This is a genomic window from Burkholderia sp. 572 (genome assembly GCF_040545135.1).
Lineage (GTDB): Bacteria > Pseudomonadota > Gammaproteobacteria > Burkholderiales > Burkholderiaceae > Burkholderia > Burkholderia cepacia.
Genome location: NZ_JBEPLH010000007.1, coordinates 299,812 through 313,309, shown reverse-complemented (window position 1 = coordinate 313,309; position 13,498 = coordinate 299,812). Strand labels below are relative to the sequence as shown.

The 13,498-nt window shown below is 67.6% G+C and carries 13 protein-coding genes; 8 read left to right on the top strand and 5 right to left on the bottom strand.

The genetic code is table 11. The annotated features are described in order from the left end of the window. Positions 1-50 precede the first annotated feature (50 nt). From ABIC51_RS16105 to ABIC51_RS16080, 6 genes are all read left to right on the top strand, one after another. A complete protein-coding gene (locus tag ABIC51_RS16105) occupies positions 51-398 on the top strand; it encodes a copper-binding protein (protein ID WP_027789825.1) in 348 nt (115 codons plus the stop codon). Between the two features lie 14 nt (positions 399-412). Then, positions 413-793, top strand: a complete 381-nt coding sequence (gene copC, locus ABIC51_RS16100; RefSeq protein ID WP_027789824.1) for a copper homeostasis periplasmic binding protein CopC — start codon at positions 413-415, stop codon at positions 791-793. Beyond that, positions 790-1,731 (top strand): CopD family protein, encoded by a 942-nt coding sequence (locus ABIC51_RS16095; protein WP_354006548.1) that lies wholly within the window; start codon positions 790-792, stop codon positions 1,729-1,731. Before copC ends, ABIC51_RS16095 begins: the two co-directional genes overlap by 4 nt. A 214-nt stretch (positions 1,732-1,945) precedes the next feature. After that, a complete protein-coding gene (locus tag ABIC51_RS16090) occupies positions 1,946-3,760 on the top strand; it encodes an ExeM/NucH family extracellular endonuclease (protein WP_175899220.1) in 1,815 nt (604 codons plus the stop codon). Between the two features lie 732 nt (positions 3,761-4,492). Beyond that, complete coding sequence (locus ABIC51_RS16085; protein ID WP_175899222.1) at positions 4,493-6,337, top strand: S10 family serine carboxypeptidase-like protein; 1,845 nt, start codon at positions 4,493-4,495, stop codon at positions 6,335-6,337. Between the two features lie 43 nt (positions 6,338-6,380). After that, positions 6,381-6,812: a hypothetical protein gene (locus ABIC51_RS16080; protein ID WP_049098427.1), complete on the top strand. Its 432-nt coding sequence runs from the start codon at positions 6,381-6,383 to the stop codon at positions 6,810-6,812. A gap of 65 nt (positions 6,813-6,877) precedes the next feature. Here the strand turns inward: ABIC51_RS16080 and ABIC51_RS16075 are convergent, their stop codons facing one another. Together ABIC51_RS16075 and ABIC51_RS16070 are read right to left on the bottom strand one after the other, a co-directional pair. Beyond that, positions 6,878-7,081, bottom strand: coding sequence for a helix-turn-helix domain-containing protein (locus tag ABIC51_RS16075; RefSeq protein WP_244112279.1), 204 nt, complete (start codon positions 7,079-7,081; stop codon positions 6,878-6,880). 35 nt (positions 7,082-7,116) lie between these two features. Further along, the gene (locus ABIC51_RS16070) at positions 7,117-8,127 is read right to left on the bottom strand and encodes a GlxA family transcriptional regulator (RefSeq protein ID WP_060171602.1); all 1,011 of its coding nucleotides are present in this window, start codon (positions 8,125-8,127) and stop codon (positions 7,117-7,119) included. A gap of 88 nt (positions 8,128-8,215) precedes the next feature. Here ABIC51_RS16070 and ABIC51_RS16065 point away from each other — a divergent pair, with 88 nt between their 5' ends. Beyond that, a complete protein-coding gene (locus tag ABIC51_RS16065) occupies positions 8,216-9,316 on the top strand; it encodes a DJ-1/PfpI family protein (RefSeq protein ID WP_175899224.1) in 1,101 nt (366 codons plus the stop codon). A gap of 17 nt (positions 9,317-9,333) precedes the next feature. On the opposite strand, the gene ABIC51_RS16060 is transcribed toward ABIC51_RS16065, so the two are convergent. Then, positions 9,334-9,855 carry a hypothetical protein gene (locus ABIC51_RS16060; protein WP_226128178.1) on the bottom strand — a complete coding sequence of 174 codons (522 nt, stop codon included), beginning with the start codon at positions 9,853-9,855 and terminating at the stop codon, positions 9,334-9,336. 39 nt (positions 9,856-9,894) lie between these two features. Further along, on the bottom strand, positions 9,895-10,974 hold the full coding sequence (locus ABIC51_RS16055) for an alcohol dehydrogenase catalytic domain-containing protein (RefSeq protein ID WP_175899227.1): 1,080 nt from the start codon (positions 10,972-10,974) through the stop codon (positions 9,895-9,897). A gap of 110 nt (positions 10,975-11,084) precedes the next feature. On the opposite strand from ABIC51_RS16055, the gene ABIC51_RS16050 reads away from it, so the two are divergent. Next, positions 11,085-11,876, top strand: coding sequence for a helix-turn-helix transcriptional regulator (locus ABIC51_RS16050; RefSeq protein ID WP_175899229.1), 792 nt, complete (start codon positions 11,085-11,087; stop codon positions 11,874-11,876). Between the two features lie 97 nt (positions 11,877-11,973). Here the strand turns inward: ABIC51_RS16050 and ABIC51_RS16045 are convergent, their stop codons facing one another. After that, positions 11,974-13,452 (bottom strand): aminotransferase class V-fold PLP-dependent enzyme, encoded by a 1,479-nt coding sequence (locus ABIC51_RS16045; protein WP_354006547.1) that lies wholly within the window; start codon positions 13,450-13,452, stop codon positions 11,974-11,976. Positions 13,453-13,498: the final 46 nt, after the last annotated feature.

Here is a 13,498-nt window from a genome sequence, read left to right as displayed (position 1 = left end):
CGTACCGATGCGGCCGCCGGTTTCCATTCACTCACACGGGAGTCGACACGATGAAGCAGGGACTGGTTTTGATGGCAACGGGTTGGGCGCTGGCGTTTTCCGCCGCGTCGTACGCGGCGGGCGACATGGCCGGCATGGACATGAGCGGTGGCGCGAAGCAGGAAGCCGCGGCAAAGCGGAGCATGTCGCACGGCGAAATCCGCAAGGTCGACACGGCTGCGGCCAAGCTGACGATCAAGCACGGCCCGCTCGAGAACCTCGGGATGGACGCGATGACGATGGTGTTCAAGGTGAAGGACCCGGCGATGCTGTCGCAGGTGAAGGTGGGCGACAAGATCGACTTCGTCGCCGAGGACGTGGGCGGCGCGCTGACCGTCGTCGAGCTGAAGAAGCCGTGACGCGAGGCATGAACATGAAGATCACGACTCTCAGGCGGCTGGCCGCCTTCGCCGTGGCCGGCACGATCGTCGCGGCCGCGCCGGTCGCCGCATCGGCGCACGGCAAGCTGGAAAGCGCCGCACCGGCGACGGGCAGCACGGTCGACACGGCGCCCGACACGTTGCGGCTCACCTTCAACGAAGACCTCGAACCGACGTTCAGTTCGGTGAAGGTGTCGGACGCGAACGGCAACGCCGTCACGCAGGAAAAGGCGAAGGTCGATGCGTCGAACCCGCGCGTGATGACCATTGCGATGCCGAAGCTCGCGCCGGGCGCGTACACGGTGCAGTGGGTCGCGATGACGGCCGATGCGCATCGCACCAAGGGCGCCTATACGTTCAAGGTGAAAGGGTGAACGACGGCTTCGTCGGTCTCCTGCGGCTCGTGTCGGTGGCGATCCAGAATGCCGGGTTCGCCGTCGTCGTCGGCGCGCTGCTCGGCAGCCACTGGCTCGCGCGCGGCGCGTCGACGTGGCAGCACGGCATCGGGCGGCGGCTCGTCGCGACGCTGCGCATCGCGTCCGTCGTGTCGCTGCTTGCCAGCATCACCGCGTTCTGGGCGCACTGCGCGCTGATGAGCGACGTGTCGATGCTCGACGCCGGGCCGGCCGTCCGCGCGATGCTCGCGGGCACGGGGTTCGGTCATGCGTGGCTGGCCGGCGCCATATTCATGCTCGTCGTCGTGCTGCTGTCGTTCGTCGGGCGAGCGCACGATTCGCGTTTTCCGTTCGCGATCTGGGCCGCGCTCGCCTGCGTCGCGCTTGCGCGCAGCAACGGCGGGCATCCAGTCGACGCGGGGCTGTTCAGCGTGCCGGTGTGGATCGACTGGCTGCATCTGCTGGCGATCAGCGCGTGGGTCGGGCTCGTGCTCGTGACGGCGTTCGGCGTGATGCCGCGGCTCACCGGCCTGCCCGCGAGCGAACGCACGACGGGCGCATCGTTCGTGCAGTCGCTGTCCGATGCATCGACATATGCGCTGATCGTGCTGTTCGCAACCGGCGCGTACAACGGCTGGCGCGGCGTCGACACGCCCGCCAACCTGCTCGCGTCGACGTACGGGCAGATCCTCCTGCTGAAGCTCGCGCTGGTGTTGATCGCCGCAGCGCTCGGCGGACACAACCGCTTCTTCGGGATGCCGAAGCTGTTGGCCGCGCTGAAGGACCCGGCCGCCGCGATGCCGGCTGTTTCGCTGAAACGGTTCGGCACAGTGCTGCGGATCGAGGCGGTCGTGCTCGGCGGCGTGCTGATGGTGGCGGCCGTGCTCGTGTCGAGCGCGTTGCCGGGGACGGTATAGCGCGGCGGACCATGCGCGAAGGCACGCGGGGGAATCGTCGCGAGCGCGACGAATTTATTGCCGGACGATTTCCCCGCGTTTTCAGGCCCGAACGTGCGATCGGTGGCGATCGCAGCGTGATGACGACGATTACATCAGCCTGTCTTTCGATTACCAAAAACTGTCATTGAGCGCCGCTAAGCTTTCGCCACCCTCACAACCGGGATTCCCCGTCATGCGCTCGATAATCCTCCTGTTTGCCCCGCTATTGCTTCTGCCCACGCTCGCTGCCCCGGCGATCGCCGCCACCGCCGCGCCTGTCAGCCCGAACTGCGGCGGCAGCACGACGCCGATCGCCGACATCCAGGGGCCGGGCGCGCCGTCGCCGCTCGCCGGCCAGAACGTGTCGATCGAAGCCGTCGTCACCGCCGATTTCGGCGGCACGGACGGCTTCGGCGGCTTCTTCGTCCAGCAGGCCGACGCGCAGCGCCGCAACCAGCCGGGCGTGTCCGAGGGCCTGTTCGTCTATGCGCCGAAAGTGCGCGCGAAGGCCGGTGACCTCGTGCATGTGACGGGCAAGGTCGAGGAGAAGTACGGGCAGACGCAGCTCACGCAGTCGGGTGCGATCGCGGTGTGCGCGAACGGCCAGGCCGTCACGCCCGCGACGCTCACGCTGCCGGTCGACAGCCCGAACGCGTTCGCCGCGTATGAAGGGATGCTGGTGCGCCTGCCGCAGACACTGAATGTCACCGACAACTACGAACTCGGCCGTTACGGCAGCGTGATGCTCAGCAACGGTCGCCTGCGCACGCCGACGAGCGTCGTGCCGCCCGCGCAGGCACAGACGCAGATCGATGCGAACGCACGCAACCGTCTCGTCCTCGACGACGGCTCGAACAAGCAGAACCCCGCGACCGTGCCGTATCCGGCGCCGGGCCTGTCGGCCGCGAACACGCTGCGTGCGGGCTACACGGTGCGCGACGTCGAAGGCGTGCTCGAAGTGCGTTACGGCGCATGGCGCGTGCAGCCGCTGCCCGGCGCGGCCGTGCCGGCATTCGACGCGCGCACGAACCCGCGCACCAGCGCACCCGCGCGCGATCCGAAATCGAACCTGCGCGTCGCGTCGTTCAACGTCCTCAACTACTTCAACGGCGACGGTCTCGGCGGCGGCTTCGACGATCCGAACAACCGCGGCGCGAAGAACTTCCAGGAATTCCAGCGCCAGGAAGCGAAGATCGTCAGCGCGCTGAAGGCGATCGACGCCGACGTGATCGGCCTGATGGAAATCCAGAACAACGGCTACGGCGAGCTGAGCGCGGTGCGCCAGCTCGCGGCGAAGCTCGGCAACCACTGGCGCGTGGTCGATCCGGGCGTGTCGCGCCTCGGCGGCGATGCGATCGCGGTCGCGATGATCTACGACAGCCGCAAGGTCGAGCCGGTCGGCCGCGCGGTCACGCTCGCGATCGACGACAAGAACCGCCAGCCGCTCGCGCAGTCGTTCCGGCTGGTCGGCGGCAACAAGCAGTCGCTGACGGTCGCGGTCAACCATCTGAAGTCGAAGAACTGCCCGGACGCCACGAACGACGATCTCGACCAGGGTGACGGCCAGGGTTGCTGGAACCCGACGCGCACGCGCGCGGCGGCGAAGGTGGCCGACTGGCTCGCCGGCAACCCGACGGGCGTCGCGGGCCAGGGCGTGCTGCTGATCGGCGATTTCAACAGCTACACGTATGAAGACCCGATCCGCACGCTCGAATCGCGCGGCTACCGCAATCTCGTCGCGCGCTGGATCGGCGCGAATGCGTACAGCTACGTGTACAACGGCGAAGCCGGTTATCTCGATCACGCGCTCGCGACACTGCCGCTCGCGTCGCACGTGAAGGCCGTGCACGAATGGCACATCAACGCGGACGAACCGCTCGCGCTGCAGTACACGCTCGCCTACAAATCGGCGGAGCAGCAGAAGACGTTCTACGCGCCGGATGCGTATCGTTCGTCGGATCACGACCCGGTGCTGATCGATATCGCGCTGCCGGGCGGCGGGCATTGAGCGCGGGTTGAACCGGCTTCGCGATGGACGACGTGCGGCACGTGCGCACGTCGTCGCGCGGGCGGCGGCGGATGAATCGCACGCCGCTCGCGCATCGACAAACCCGGCCGGATATCGGGTAAATAATTCCACTGGAACCGATGCATGCCGCGAAATCGGTATTTTATGGATGGCGGGGATGCATAAGCCCCGGATTGAAGAATGATTGAAGTGAATCGAATCTTCGAATCAAGCCTGCATTTCACCGCAATGAATTAATCGATTGGCGATAATAAAAATGAAAGAAAAATCCTGTCGATCTGAAGGTATTGAGCGTGCTGCATCAATGCAGTAAAGGCTTCGTCGTTGTTCGCGAAAAAGTAAAATATTCGGCGCGGCATTGCCGACAAGACGCACCTTGCACGAATAATCCCGTTTTCTTTCAAATGCCAGACACTGGCGACCCTTCGCATCATTGCGGGATTTTTAATATCGGAATGATCTTTGACAACGCGGCGCAGCACCGCCTATTTTGTCGATGTCGTAAATTTCGGTAATCAGAAAAGAAGTCCAAACTGCAGGGGGCGGTTCAAGCACGATTCTCGCCAGCAGTTTGCTGTGTCTGTATCACGTTCAGTCTCTTGAAGCAGTCCGATCCCAACCGCCTTTGCGCGAGTGGCGGGTGTTGCTGCGCGTCTCGCCAGTGAGGGCGGCCTTTGTGAAGCGGTATCCGAACCAGCCACAAGGAACGAGATGAAACCAGACAGGAGCAGTACCGGCAGCCATGGCCATCGCGGCCGGATGGCCGGGCTAGGCGCATTGACCGCGATGACACTCGCGCTCTCGGCGTGCGGCGGCGACGATTCGTCGTCCGTCGGCGCGTCGAGCCTCGCGCAGACAACGGCCAGTCAGCAGGCCAGCGCGCAAGCGGCCAGCAGCCAGACACCGGCGGCCAACCAGCCTTACGTCGACCAGGTCGCCTATTCGTTGAACGCGGGCGACGGCCTCGCGCCCGCCCAGGTGTCCGAGAAAGCGGCCGTCATGCATTACCAGTGGAAAAACGGTGGCACGACCGTCAACTACACGACGACCACCGGCCACCTGACCGCGCAGGACGCGAACGGCAATGCGGAAGCGTCGATGTCGTATGTCGCGTACACCGCGCCGAGCACGAACGGCAAGCCGCGCCCTGTCACGTTCGTCTATAACGGCGGCCCCGGCTCGTCGTCGATCTGGCTGCGTCTCGGCTCGTTCGCGCCGACCCGCGTGGCCACGCCCGATCCGGGGTTCGGCAGCAACTGGCCGAACTATCCGCTCGTCGACAACGCCGACAGCCTGATCGACACCACCGACCTCGTGTTCATCGACCCGCCCGGCACCGGGCTGTCGGAAGCCGTGTTGCCGAACACCAACCAGAAATACTGGAGTTCCGACGCGGACGTGAACATCATGCGCGACTTCATCCAGCGCTACCTGAACGTCAACAGCCGCAGCACGTCGCCGATCTACCTGTACGGCGAATCGTACGGCACGCCGCGTACCGACATGCTCGCGCTGGCGCTCGAATCGGCCGGCGTGCACCTGACGGGCATCGTGCTGCAGTCGGCGATCCTGAACTACTTCGCGGATGCGGTGGAAGCCGTGGCGATCACGCAGTCGACGGAGGGGCTGCTGCTCGAAACCGATACCGTGGCCGGTTACCTGCCCGGTTATGCGGCGGTCGCGGCGTACTTCAACCAGGTTTCGCCGGCACCGGTGAACCAGGATCTGTACGCACTGCAGACGGAACTGTTCACGACGCTGATCTACAACCAGCTGCAGAAGTATTCGCAGTCGTGGGTGTTGAGCCAGCTCGGCATTCCGGATGCGCTCGGCACGCCGGTGTTCCCGAGCGACGCGACGCTCAAGCTGTGGTCGATCCCGTCGAGCCTCACGCAACAGGCGCTGCGCGGCTACTTCAACGCGAATCCGTTCGGCACGAGCCTGCTGCCCGGGACGACGATCGGCCGGTATGACGGACGCGTGTCGTTGCCGAACTCCGATCCGCGGCTGCAGAACGACGGCGACCCGTCCGACATCCTGATTTCGCAGCCGTTCACGAACGCGCTCGCGACGCAGATGCCGGATTACCTCGGCTACACCGCGCCGAACGCGACGTACCTGCCGCTGAACGACAACATCATCGGCGTCTGGGACTTCTCGCACGACGGCCAGCCGATGCCCGACACGATCCCCGATCTGCTCGGTGCGCTGCAGCTCAACCCGAAGCTGCGCGTGCTCGCGGAGAACGGTTTCCACGATCTCGCGACGCCGTTCTTCAACACCGAGAAGCAGCTCGCGCGGCTGCAGACGGTGAAGGGCCTGAATCCGAAGCTGCAGGTGAACTTCTTCCAGGGCGGCCACATGATCTACCTGGACGACGTTGCCCGTCCGCAGATGAAGCGGGACCTGAAGACGTTCTACAAGGGCGCGCGGATTCCGACGGCACTGACGCTGCACACGCTGCCGCCGCCGTGGCCGGATGAAAACCCGCCGGGCGTGCCGACCGGCAGCGTCCCGGGCGCGACGGCCGCGACGACGCTGGCGGCGGCCCCTTGAGCGACGGACTCCTTGTCAAAGGAACCCTCTATTCATCCATTGAATGCGAGTGATCATGTCCCTAATCAATTTGATGCGGCGTATGTCCCCGTTGATCGTCCTCGGTGCCGTGATGAGCAGTGCCCACGCGTTGCCGCCGCAGTCGGTGGCGCCGGTGAAGCTGCCGCACGGCGGGCACGGTGTCGACGGTCCGTTCTTTCCTGCCACGCGGGCGGCGCCGGTGCTGCCGTCGACCGGCGCGACGTTGCAGCAGCAGGCACAGCAGCGTGTCGATGCGCGGCTCGGCGCCAATACGGTGCTGAGCAACGGCGCGGCCGTGACGAAGGCGCAGGCGCAGAGCAGCGGCCTGGGCTTCGTGTCGAAGCACTTCGACGAGATCGATGCGAAGCACACCGGCCGCGTGACGATGAGCGATGTGCGGCAGTTCATCCGGCAGCGGCAGGTGCAGGCGCAGCAGGATCAGCAGGACGAGTGACGTAGCAGGCAGGGCGGCGGCCGGCGCGGGATCGTTTGCACCGGCCGCCGGAAGGTGACAGGCGTTCAGGTTGCGTGGCGCGCGTAGCGCTTCGCGGTGGCCGACGGCAACTCGCCGGACATCGCGCGATAGTCCTGCGCGAAACTGCTCAGGTGCCGGGAGCCCCATTTGGTGGCCGCGGCAGACGTCACGGAATCGCCGAGCCGAAGCTCGCGACGTGCGTGATTCAGGCGCACGGCCCGCAGGTCCGCGACGGGGTTCAGGTTCAACGTATCCTGGAACGCGTATTGCGCGGTGCGCCGGCCTACGCGATCCGCTGCCGGTCGCGCCTCACGCCGAAGCGTGCGCGATAGTCGCGCGGCGAGACGCCGACCTGCTTCGCGAATGCGCGCTGCAACGCGTCGACGCTGCCGAATCCCGACCGCTCGGCGATCCGCTCGAGCGGCCAGTCGGCCCGCTCCAGCAGCGCCTTCGCGCGCTCGACGCGTGCCGCAAGGACGAACTGCGCGGGCGATCGTCCGGTTTCCTTGAGGAAGTTGCGCGCAAACGAGCGTTCGCTCATGTGCATCCGTGCGGCCAGCGCGGCGACACCGAGATCGCCGGTCGGATCGTCGGCGATCCCGGTGAGCAGCGTCCGCATGCGCGGCGTCGCGTTGGCCTGGATATCGAGCCCGACGCTGAACTGCGCCTGCCCGCCGGGACGGTGCACGAACAGCACGAGTTCGCGCGCGACCGCGAGCGCGGTCGGCGCGCCGCAGTCCGCTTCGACGAGTGCAAGACACAGATCGATGCCGGCCGTCACGCCGGCCGACGTATGAAACGGCGGATCGCTCACGTAGATCGCGTCCGGTTCGATTCGCGCGTCGGGGCACAGCGCCTGCAGCGTCGCACACTGGTTCCAGTGCGTGGTCGCGCGCTTGCCGTCCAGCCATCCGCCCGCGGCGAGCACGAACGCACCCGTGCAGATGCTCGCGATGCGCCGCGTGTCCGCGATTCGCGTGCGCAGCCACGGCAGCACGCCGGCTTCCGACGCGGCGTGTCGCAGTGCCGCTTCATTGCCGCCGGCGACGACGATCGTGTCGATCTGCCCCGGCAGTGCCGCCAGCGGGGCCGTACCGGCGAGGCGCAGGCCCGCGTGCGTGACGATGTCGTCGCCGTGTTGCGACGCGAGCGTGAGCCGGTACGGCAGCGCATGGTCGGGAAGATGACGGTTCGCGACCGCGAACACTTCCATCGGGCCCGTGATGTCGAGCGACTGGACGCCTTCGAAGCCGACGACAACGATGTCGCGTGCCGAACAGGTTGACTGGGACATGGCGGAAAGTGCGGTGGAGTTGTCCTTGTGACCGCGAGCATGATCCTTGTAATTTTCCGGACGTGCAATCGACGGATACGGGTGGACGATGCGGTCAGGGAAGACAGGTGGGGCAGTGCTGCTCGTGTGCGCGGTGCTGGGCGCGTGTGCGGCGGGGTGGCCGGCACCGGTGTGGGCGGAGGACGCACCGCCGGTCGCGCGAGCGCTCACGGTCGGCGCGCCGAAGGCGGGCCGCGTGCGGCCGCTCGTGGCGATCGTCGCGGACAATGCAGGAACGGAGACGACCGATTTCATCGTTCCGTACGCGATTCTGAAGACGTCCGGTGCGGCCGATGTCGTCGCCGTATCGGCCGACGAGGGCGAGGTCGAACTGATGCCCGCGTTGCGCATGCTGGCCGACACCACGTTCGACCGGTTCGACGCGGCCGTTCCAGCCGGGGCGGATGTCGTGATCGTCCCCGCGCTGCACGGTGCCGACCGGCCGGCGGTGCTGGCGTGGTTGCGCAAGCAGGCCGGCGGCGGCGCGACGATGGTGGCGATCTGCGATGGCGCGGAAGTCCTCGCGAACGCGGGCCTGCTCCAGCATCGCACGGCGACGTCGCACTGGTATTCGCGCGACCGCCTGCGTCGCCGCTTTACCGGGACGAAGTGGGTCGACGATCGCCGCTATGTGATGGACGGCGACGTCATGACGACGACCGGCGTGTCGGCGTCGATTCCCGCTTCGCTGGCATTGGTGGGTGCGCTGGCCGGGCCGGCCGCGGCGCGCGAGACCGCGCGGCGCGTCGGTGCGCAGGCATGGAGCGACGTTCATGACGGCAGCCGGTTCGTGTTGACCGCGCCGGCAGTGGCGGTCGCATTGACGAACCGCCTCGCGTTCTGGCGGCACGAGACGTTCGATCTTCCGGTCGAAGACGGGTTCGACGAGCTTCCGGTTGCGCTGACGGCCGATGCGTGGGCGCGGACCTGGCGCAGCGACGTCGTCGCGACGGCGGGCGCGCGCGTGATCGAGTCGAGGCACGGGCTGCGGTTGCTGGCGCAGCCGGCGACTGCCGGGCACGCGCGCGTGGCGATGCCGGCCGGACGGCGTGGCGAATCGGTGCTTCCGGGTGTGCTCGCAGACATCGCGGCACGCTACGGTGACGCGACATCGGGCTGGGTCGCACTGCAACTGGAGTATCCGAAGTAGCGGCGCGTCGCGCGCGCTTACTTCACCCACTCTGCGAGCTTGGGGTCGGGGTAAGGCAGGAGATCCTGCGACTGGGTGGGCTCGGCCACCCATTTCTTCCCGTTCCAGTGGAAATCGGCCTGCGTTTCCGACCCGTGGCCGTTCGAGTAGATGACAGCGGTGCAGGCGGCCTGGCCCGGATAAGTCGGGTTTTTGGCGCCGATGCAGGACCCGAGAAATACCAACACGTCGCCGAGGCCGAACCGCTCCTGCATCGCGTAGGTCGCGTCGAAGTCCGAGAGCCGGTCAGGGACGGGCGTCGCGTCGCACGCGGCGAGGCTCACGGCAAGCAGCAGCGCGGCGGCCCGGCCGGCATGCTGCCGGTTGCAGGGGCTGTCGGGGGAAAGGGCGTCGGCGCCAGCGCGCTTCCGCGCGCGGGAGTTTGGCGGGCAGGGCATGCGGGTTTCGGGTGACGGACACGACGGGCATTGTGCCGGAATTCGCCGGCGCCCGGCCTTTGCCAGCGGAAACTCGCGCAGTGCTTCGCGCGCGCCTTTCATCGCGTCGCATCGCACGCCGCCACGATCGCGATGCGGAGGCTAGGGCGCGATCACCGTCACCCTGAACGGCCCGCCGTTCGCGGCAGCATGCGCGACCGCATCGTTCGCGTCGTCGAGCGCGAACGTCGTCACGTCGAAATGCCCGAGGTCGAGCAGCCCGCCGTGGACGAGCCCCGCCATCAGCGTCACCGCTTCTGTCGGGTACATCCACTTGCCGCGCAGCGTGATGTCGTTGCGCATGATCCACGGATACGGCAGCTCGAGCCCCGCCCCGCCGAGCATGCCGACGCCGCCCATCAGCACCACGCGCCCGTAGGGGCGCACGGCCATCACGGCGGCACGCACCGTCGTCGCCGGCACCGCAGGCGGCATCAGGTCGATCACGCAGTCGATCGGCCCCGGTGCCGCCTGCTGCATGCGGGCGCGATCCGCGGCTTCGTCGCCGGTCAGCTCGACCGTGCGCACGCGATCGCCGAAGCGGCGCTCGAGGTCGGCCAGTACGCGCGCATTGCGGCCGGGTGCGACCACGCACCGCGCGCCCATGGCCAGCGCCACCGCGACGCATGCGCTGCCGAAGTGGCCGGTCGCGCCGCTGACGAGCAGGATCTCGCCCGCGCGCAGGTCGGACGCGAGCAGCCCGCCGTACGGCACGAGCAGCGTATTGAGCGCGCACCAGCGCGCGGCGTCGGCCGATGCGATATCGCCGATGCGCACCGCGTTCTCGGTCGGCACGCGCAGCCGCTCGGCGAACGGGCCGTCGTGAAAATACCGCTGCAACTGCTTGCCGCCTTCGCCGCGCGCGCTCCAGCCCTGCAAAACGATGTCGGGCATCCGCGCATCGTCGCGCGAGCGCACGGTCGGATCGCAGAACACCCAGTCACCCGGTTGCAACTGCGTCGCATCGGGGCCGGTTTGCCGGACCCGGCCGATCGCGCCGCAGCCGGGGACGATCGGCAGCGCGATCGGATAGCGGCGCTCGCCGCTGAACACTTCCCGCGCGTAGGGCAGAACCGGTGTCGCGACGACATCCACGATGACCTCGCCGGTGCCGAGCACGGGATCGGGCACCGTCTCGACGGCGAGCGGCAGGCCGAGTGACTTCAGGATCGCAGCTTTCATGAGGGTTCCCGAGGGTGGGGGACGCGCCGATTCTGGCAGGCTTAGAATCCGCAACAAGGCCCGGCGCGAGCCCAGGATCGGCCAATACCACCCTGCACGGAGCGAACCCGATGACCGTCACCACGCGAACCCCGTTCGGCGATTTCCTGCGCTCGCGGCGCAAGAAGCTGCGGCCGGATGCCGTCGGCCTGCACGGCGGCCCGCGCCGGCGCACGCCCGGTCTGCGGCGCGAGGAAGTGGCGGAACTGGCGGGCATCGGTGTGGACTGGTACGTGCGGCTCGAGCAGGGGCGCGACGTCAGCCCGTCGGATGCGACGCTCGACGCGCTGGCACGCGCATTGCGGCTGGACAAGGCCGAGGCTGCCCATCTGCGCACGCTCGCACGGCGCGACGAGGCGCGTGCGTTCGTGCCGGAGCGCGTGCCGCCCGCGATCGCGCGGCTCGTTGCACATCTTCGACAGCCGGCCTACGTGACCGGGCGGCGCTGGGACATCCTCGCGTGGAATGCCGCAGCGGCCGAGCTGCTCGGCTTCGACCGGCTGGCGGAAGCCGATCGCAACATCCTCGTCTACATGTTCGTCGAGCCGCACGCGCGTGCGCTCTTCGCCGCGAGCTGGGCCGACGAGGCGCGCCGGATGATCGCACTGTTTCGCGCGAACCACGATCTCTACGCGAGCGAGCCGGCATTCGTCGCACTGGTGGAACGCTTGCGCGCCGGCAGCGTCGAGTTCGCGCAATGGTGGGATGAGCACGACGTGCGCAGCGGCGTGTCGGGCGAGAAGGTGCTCGTCCACGCGCAACGCGGCGCGCAGCGCTACGAGTACGCGACGTTCCAGGCGAACGACGATCCCGCGCTGAAGCTGGCGATCTATACGCCGATGGACGGCGATGAAGGGACGTGAGGCCGAGTAGGCCGGCGTCACCGCGCGTTCAGGCAGCGAAGCGTCGGCTTCGTGCGTGAACGCGGACGTTGCGGTGTAACGACGGTAGTGTGCCGCCTCAGGCCGTGCGTCGTGCCGACAGGCGATTCCACAGCATGCCGGCCCGGTTGCCGCTTCCGCAGTATGCGAGCACCGGTTTCGGCAGCGTATCGACGAGCGCGCCGAATGCGTCGATGTCCGCCTCGCCGATGCGGTCGCGCTCGACCGGCAGGTAGCGCGCGTCGAGGCCCAGTTCGCGAGCCGCCGCGGCGATCTCGTCGAATGCCGGCTGGTCGACGCCTTCGCCGTCGGGACGGTTGCAGATCACCGAGCGGAAGCCGGCGTTGCGGATCGCCTTCAGGTCGGCCGGCGTGATCTGCCGCGAAGCGGAAAACCCGTTCGCGGCCGTCGCACGACACTGCTCGATCGCGCGGCGGAAACAGGCGATCGCGAAATCGACGTCCTGCTCCGTCGTAAAACGGCCGAAGCTCACGCGCACGGTGCGGCCCGCCGTCTCCGCGTCGAGGCCGATCGCGGTCAGCACGTGCGACGGTGCGCCGCTGGCCGAGTTGCACGCGGAGGTCGACGACACGGCGAGCGCTTCGTCGAGCATGAACGGGAAGAAGCCGGGCGCATTCACCGTCAGGCTCAGCGTGTGCGGGATGCGGCGTGCCGTGGCCGCGTTCTGCGTGACGTCGCCGAGCGCGGCCAGCGCGTTCGTCAGGCGCGCGCCGAGCGCCGCGATCCGCGCGGCTTCGCCGTCGAGCTTTTCCGCGGCCAGTTCACATGCAACGCCCATGCCTACGATCTGATGCGTCGCGAGCGTCCCTGAGCGCAGGCCGCGCTCGTGGCCGCCGCCGTGGATTTGCGGGGCGATCCGGTTGGCGATGTCGCGGCGCACGAACAGCGCGCCGATACCCTTCGGGCCGTACACCTTGTGCGCGGACATCGACAGCATGTCGATGCCGAGCGTGCGCACGTCGATCGGCGTCTTGCCGAGCGCCTGTGCGGCGTCGACGTGGAGCAGCGCGCCGGCGGCGTGCACGATGCGGGAGATGGCGGCGATATCGGTCAGCGTGCCGAGCTCGTTGTTCACCAGCATCAGCGACACGAGGCCCGTATCGGGGCCGATGGCGGCAGCGACTGCGTCGGCGGTGATCTCGCCGTCGCGCGTGGGCGCGACGAACGTGACCGACATGCCGTGCTTCGACAGGTTCGCCATCGTGTCGAGGATCGCCTTGTGCTCGATGCGGCTCGTGATCAGGTGGCGCTTGTCGGTCGCGTTTTCCGCGTAACCCTTCAGCGCGAGGTTGTTCGATTCGGTGGCGCCGGACGTCCAGACGATCTCGTCGGCATCCGCGCCGATCAACGCGGCGACTTGCGCGCGGGCCTGCTCGACCTTGTCTTTCGCCAGCCGGCCGGCGGCGTGCGAGCTCGATGCGGGGTTGCCGAAGATGCCGTCGAAGCCGAGGCAGGCCGTCATCGCTTCGATCACGTGGGGATCGGCGGGCGTCGTGGCTGCGTAGTCGAGGTAGTGCAGCGTGGTGGGTTCGCTCATGTCCGTCTCTTGCTCTGTTCTTTCAGAATGGGAGAAATGATACGGG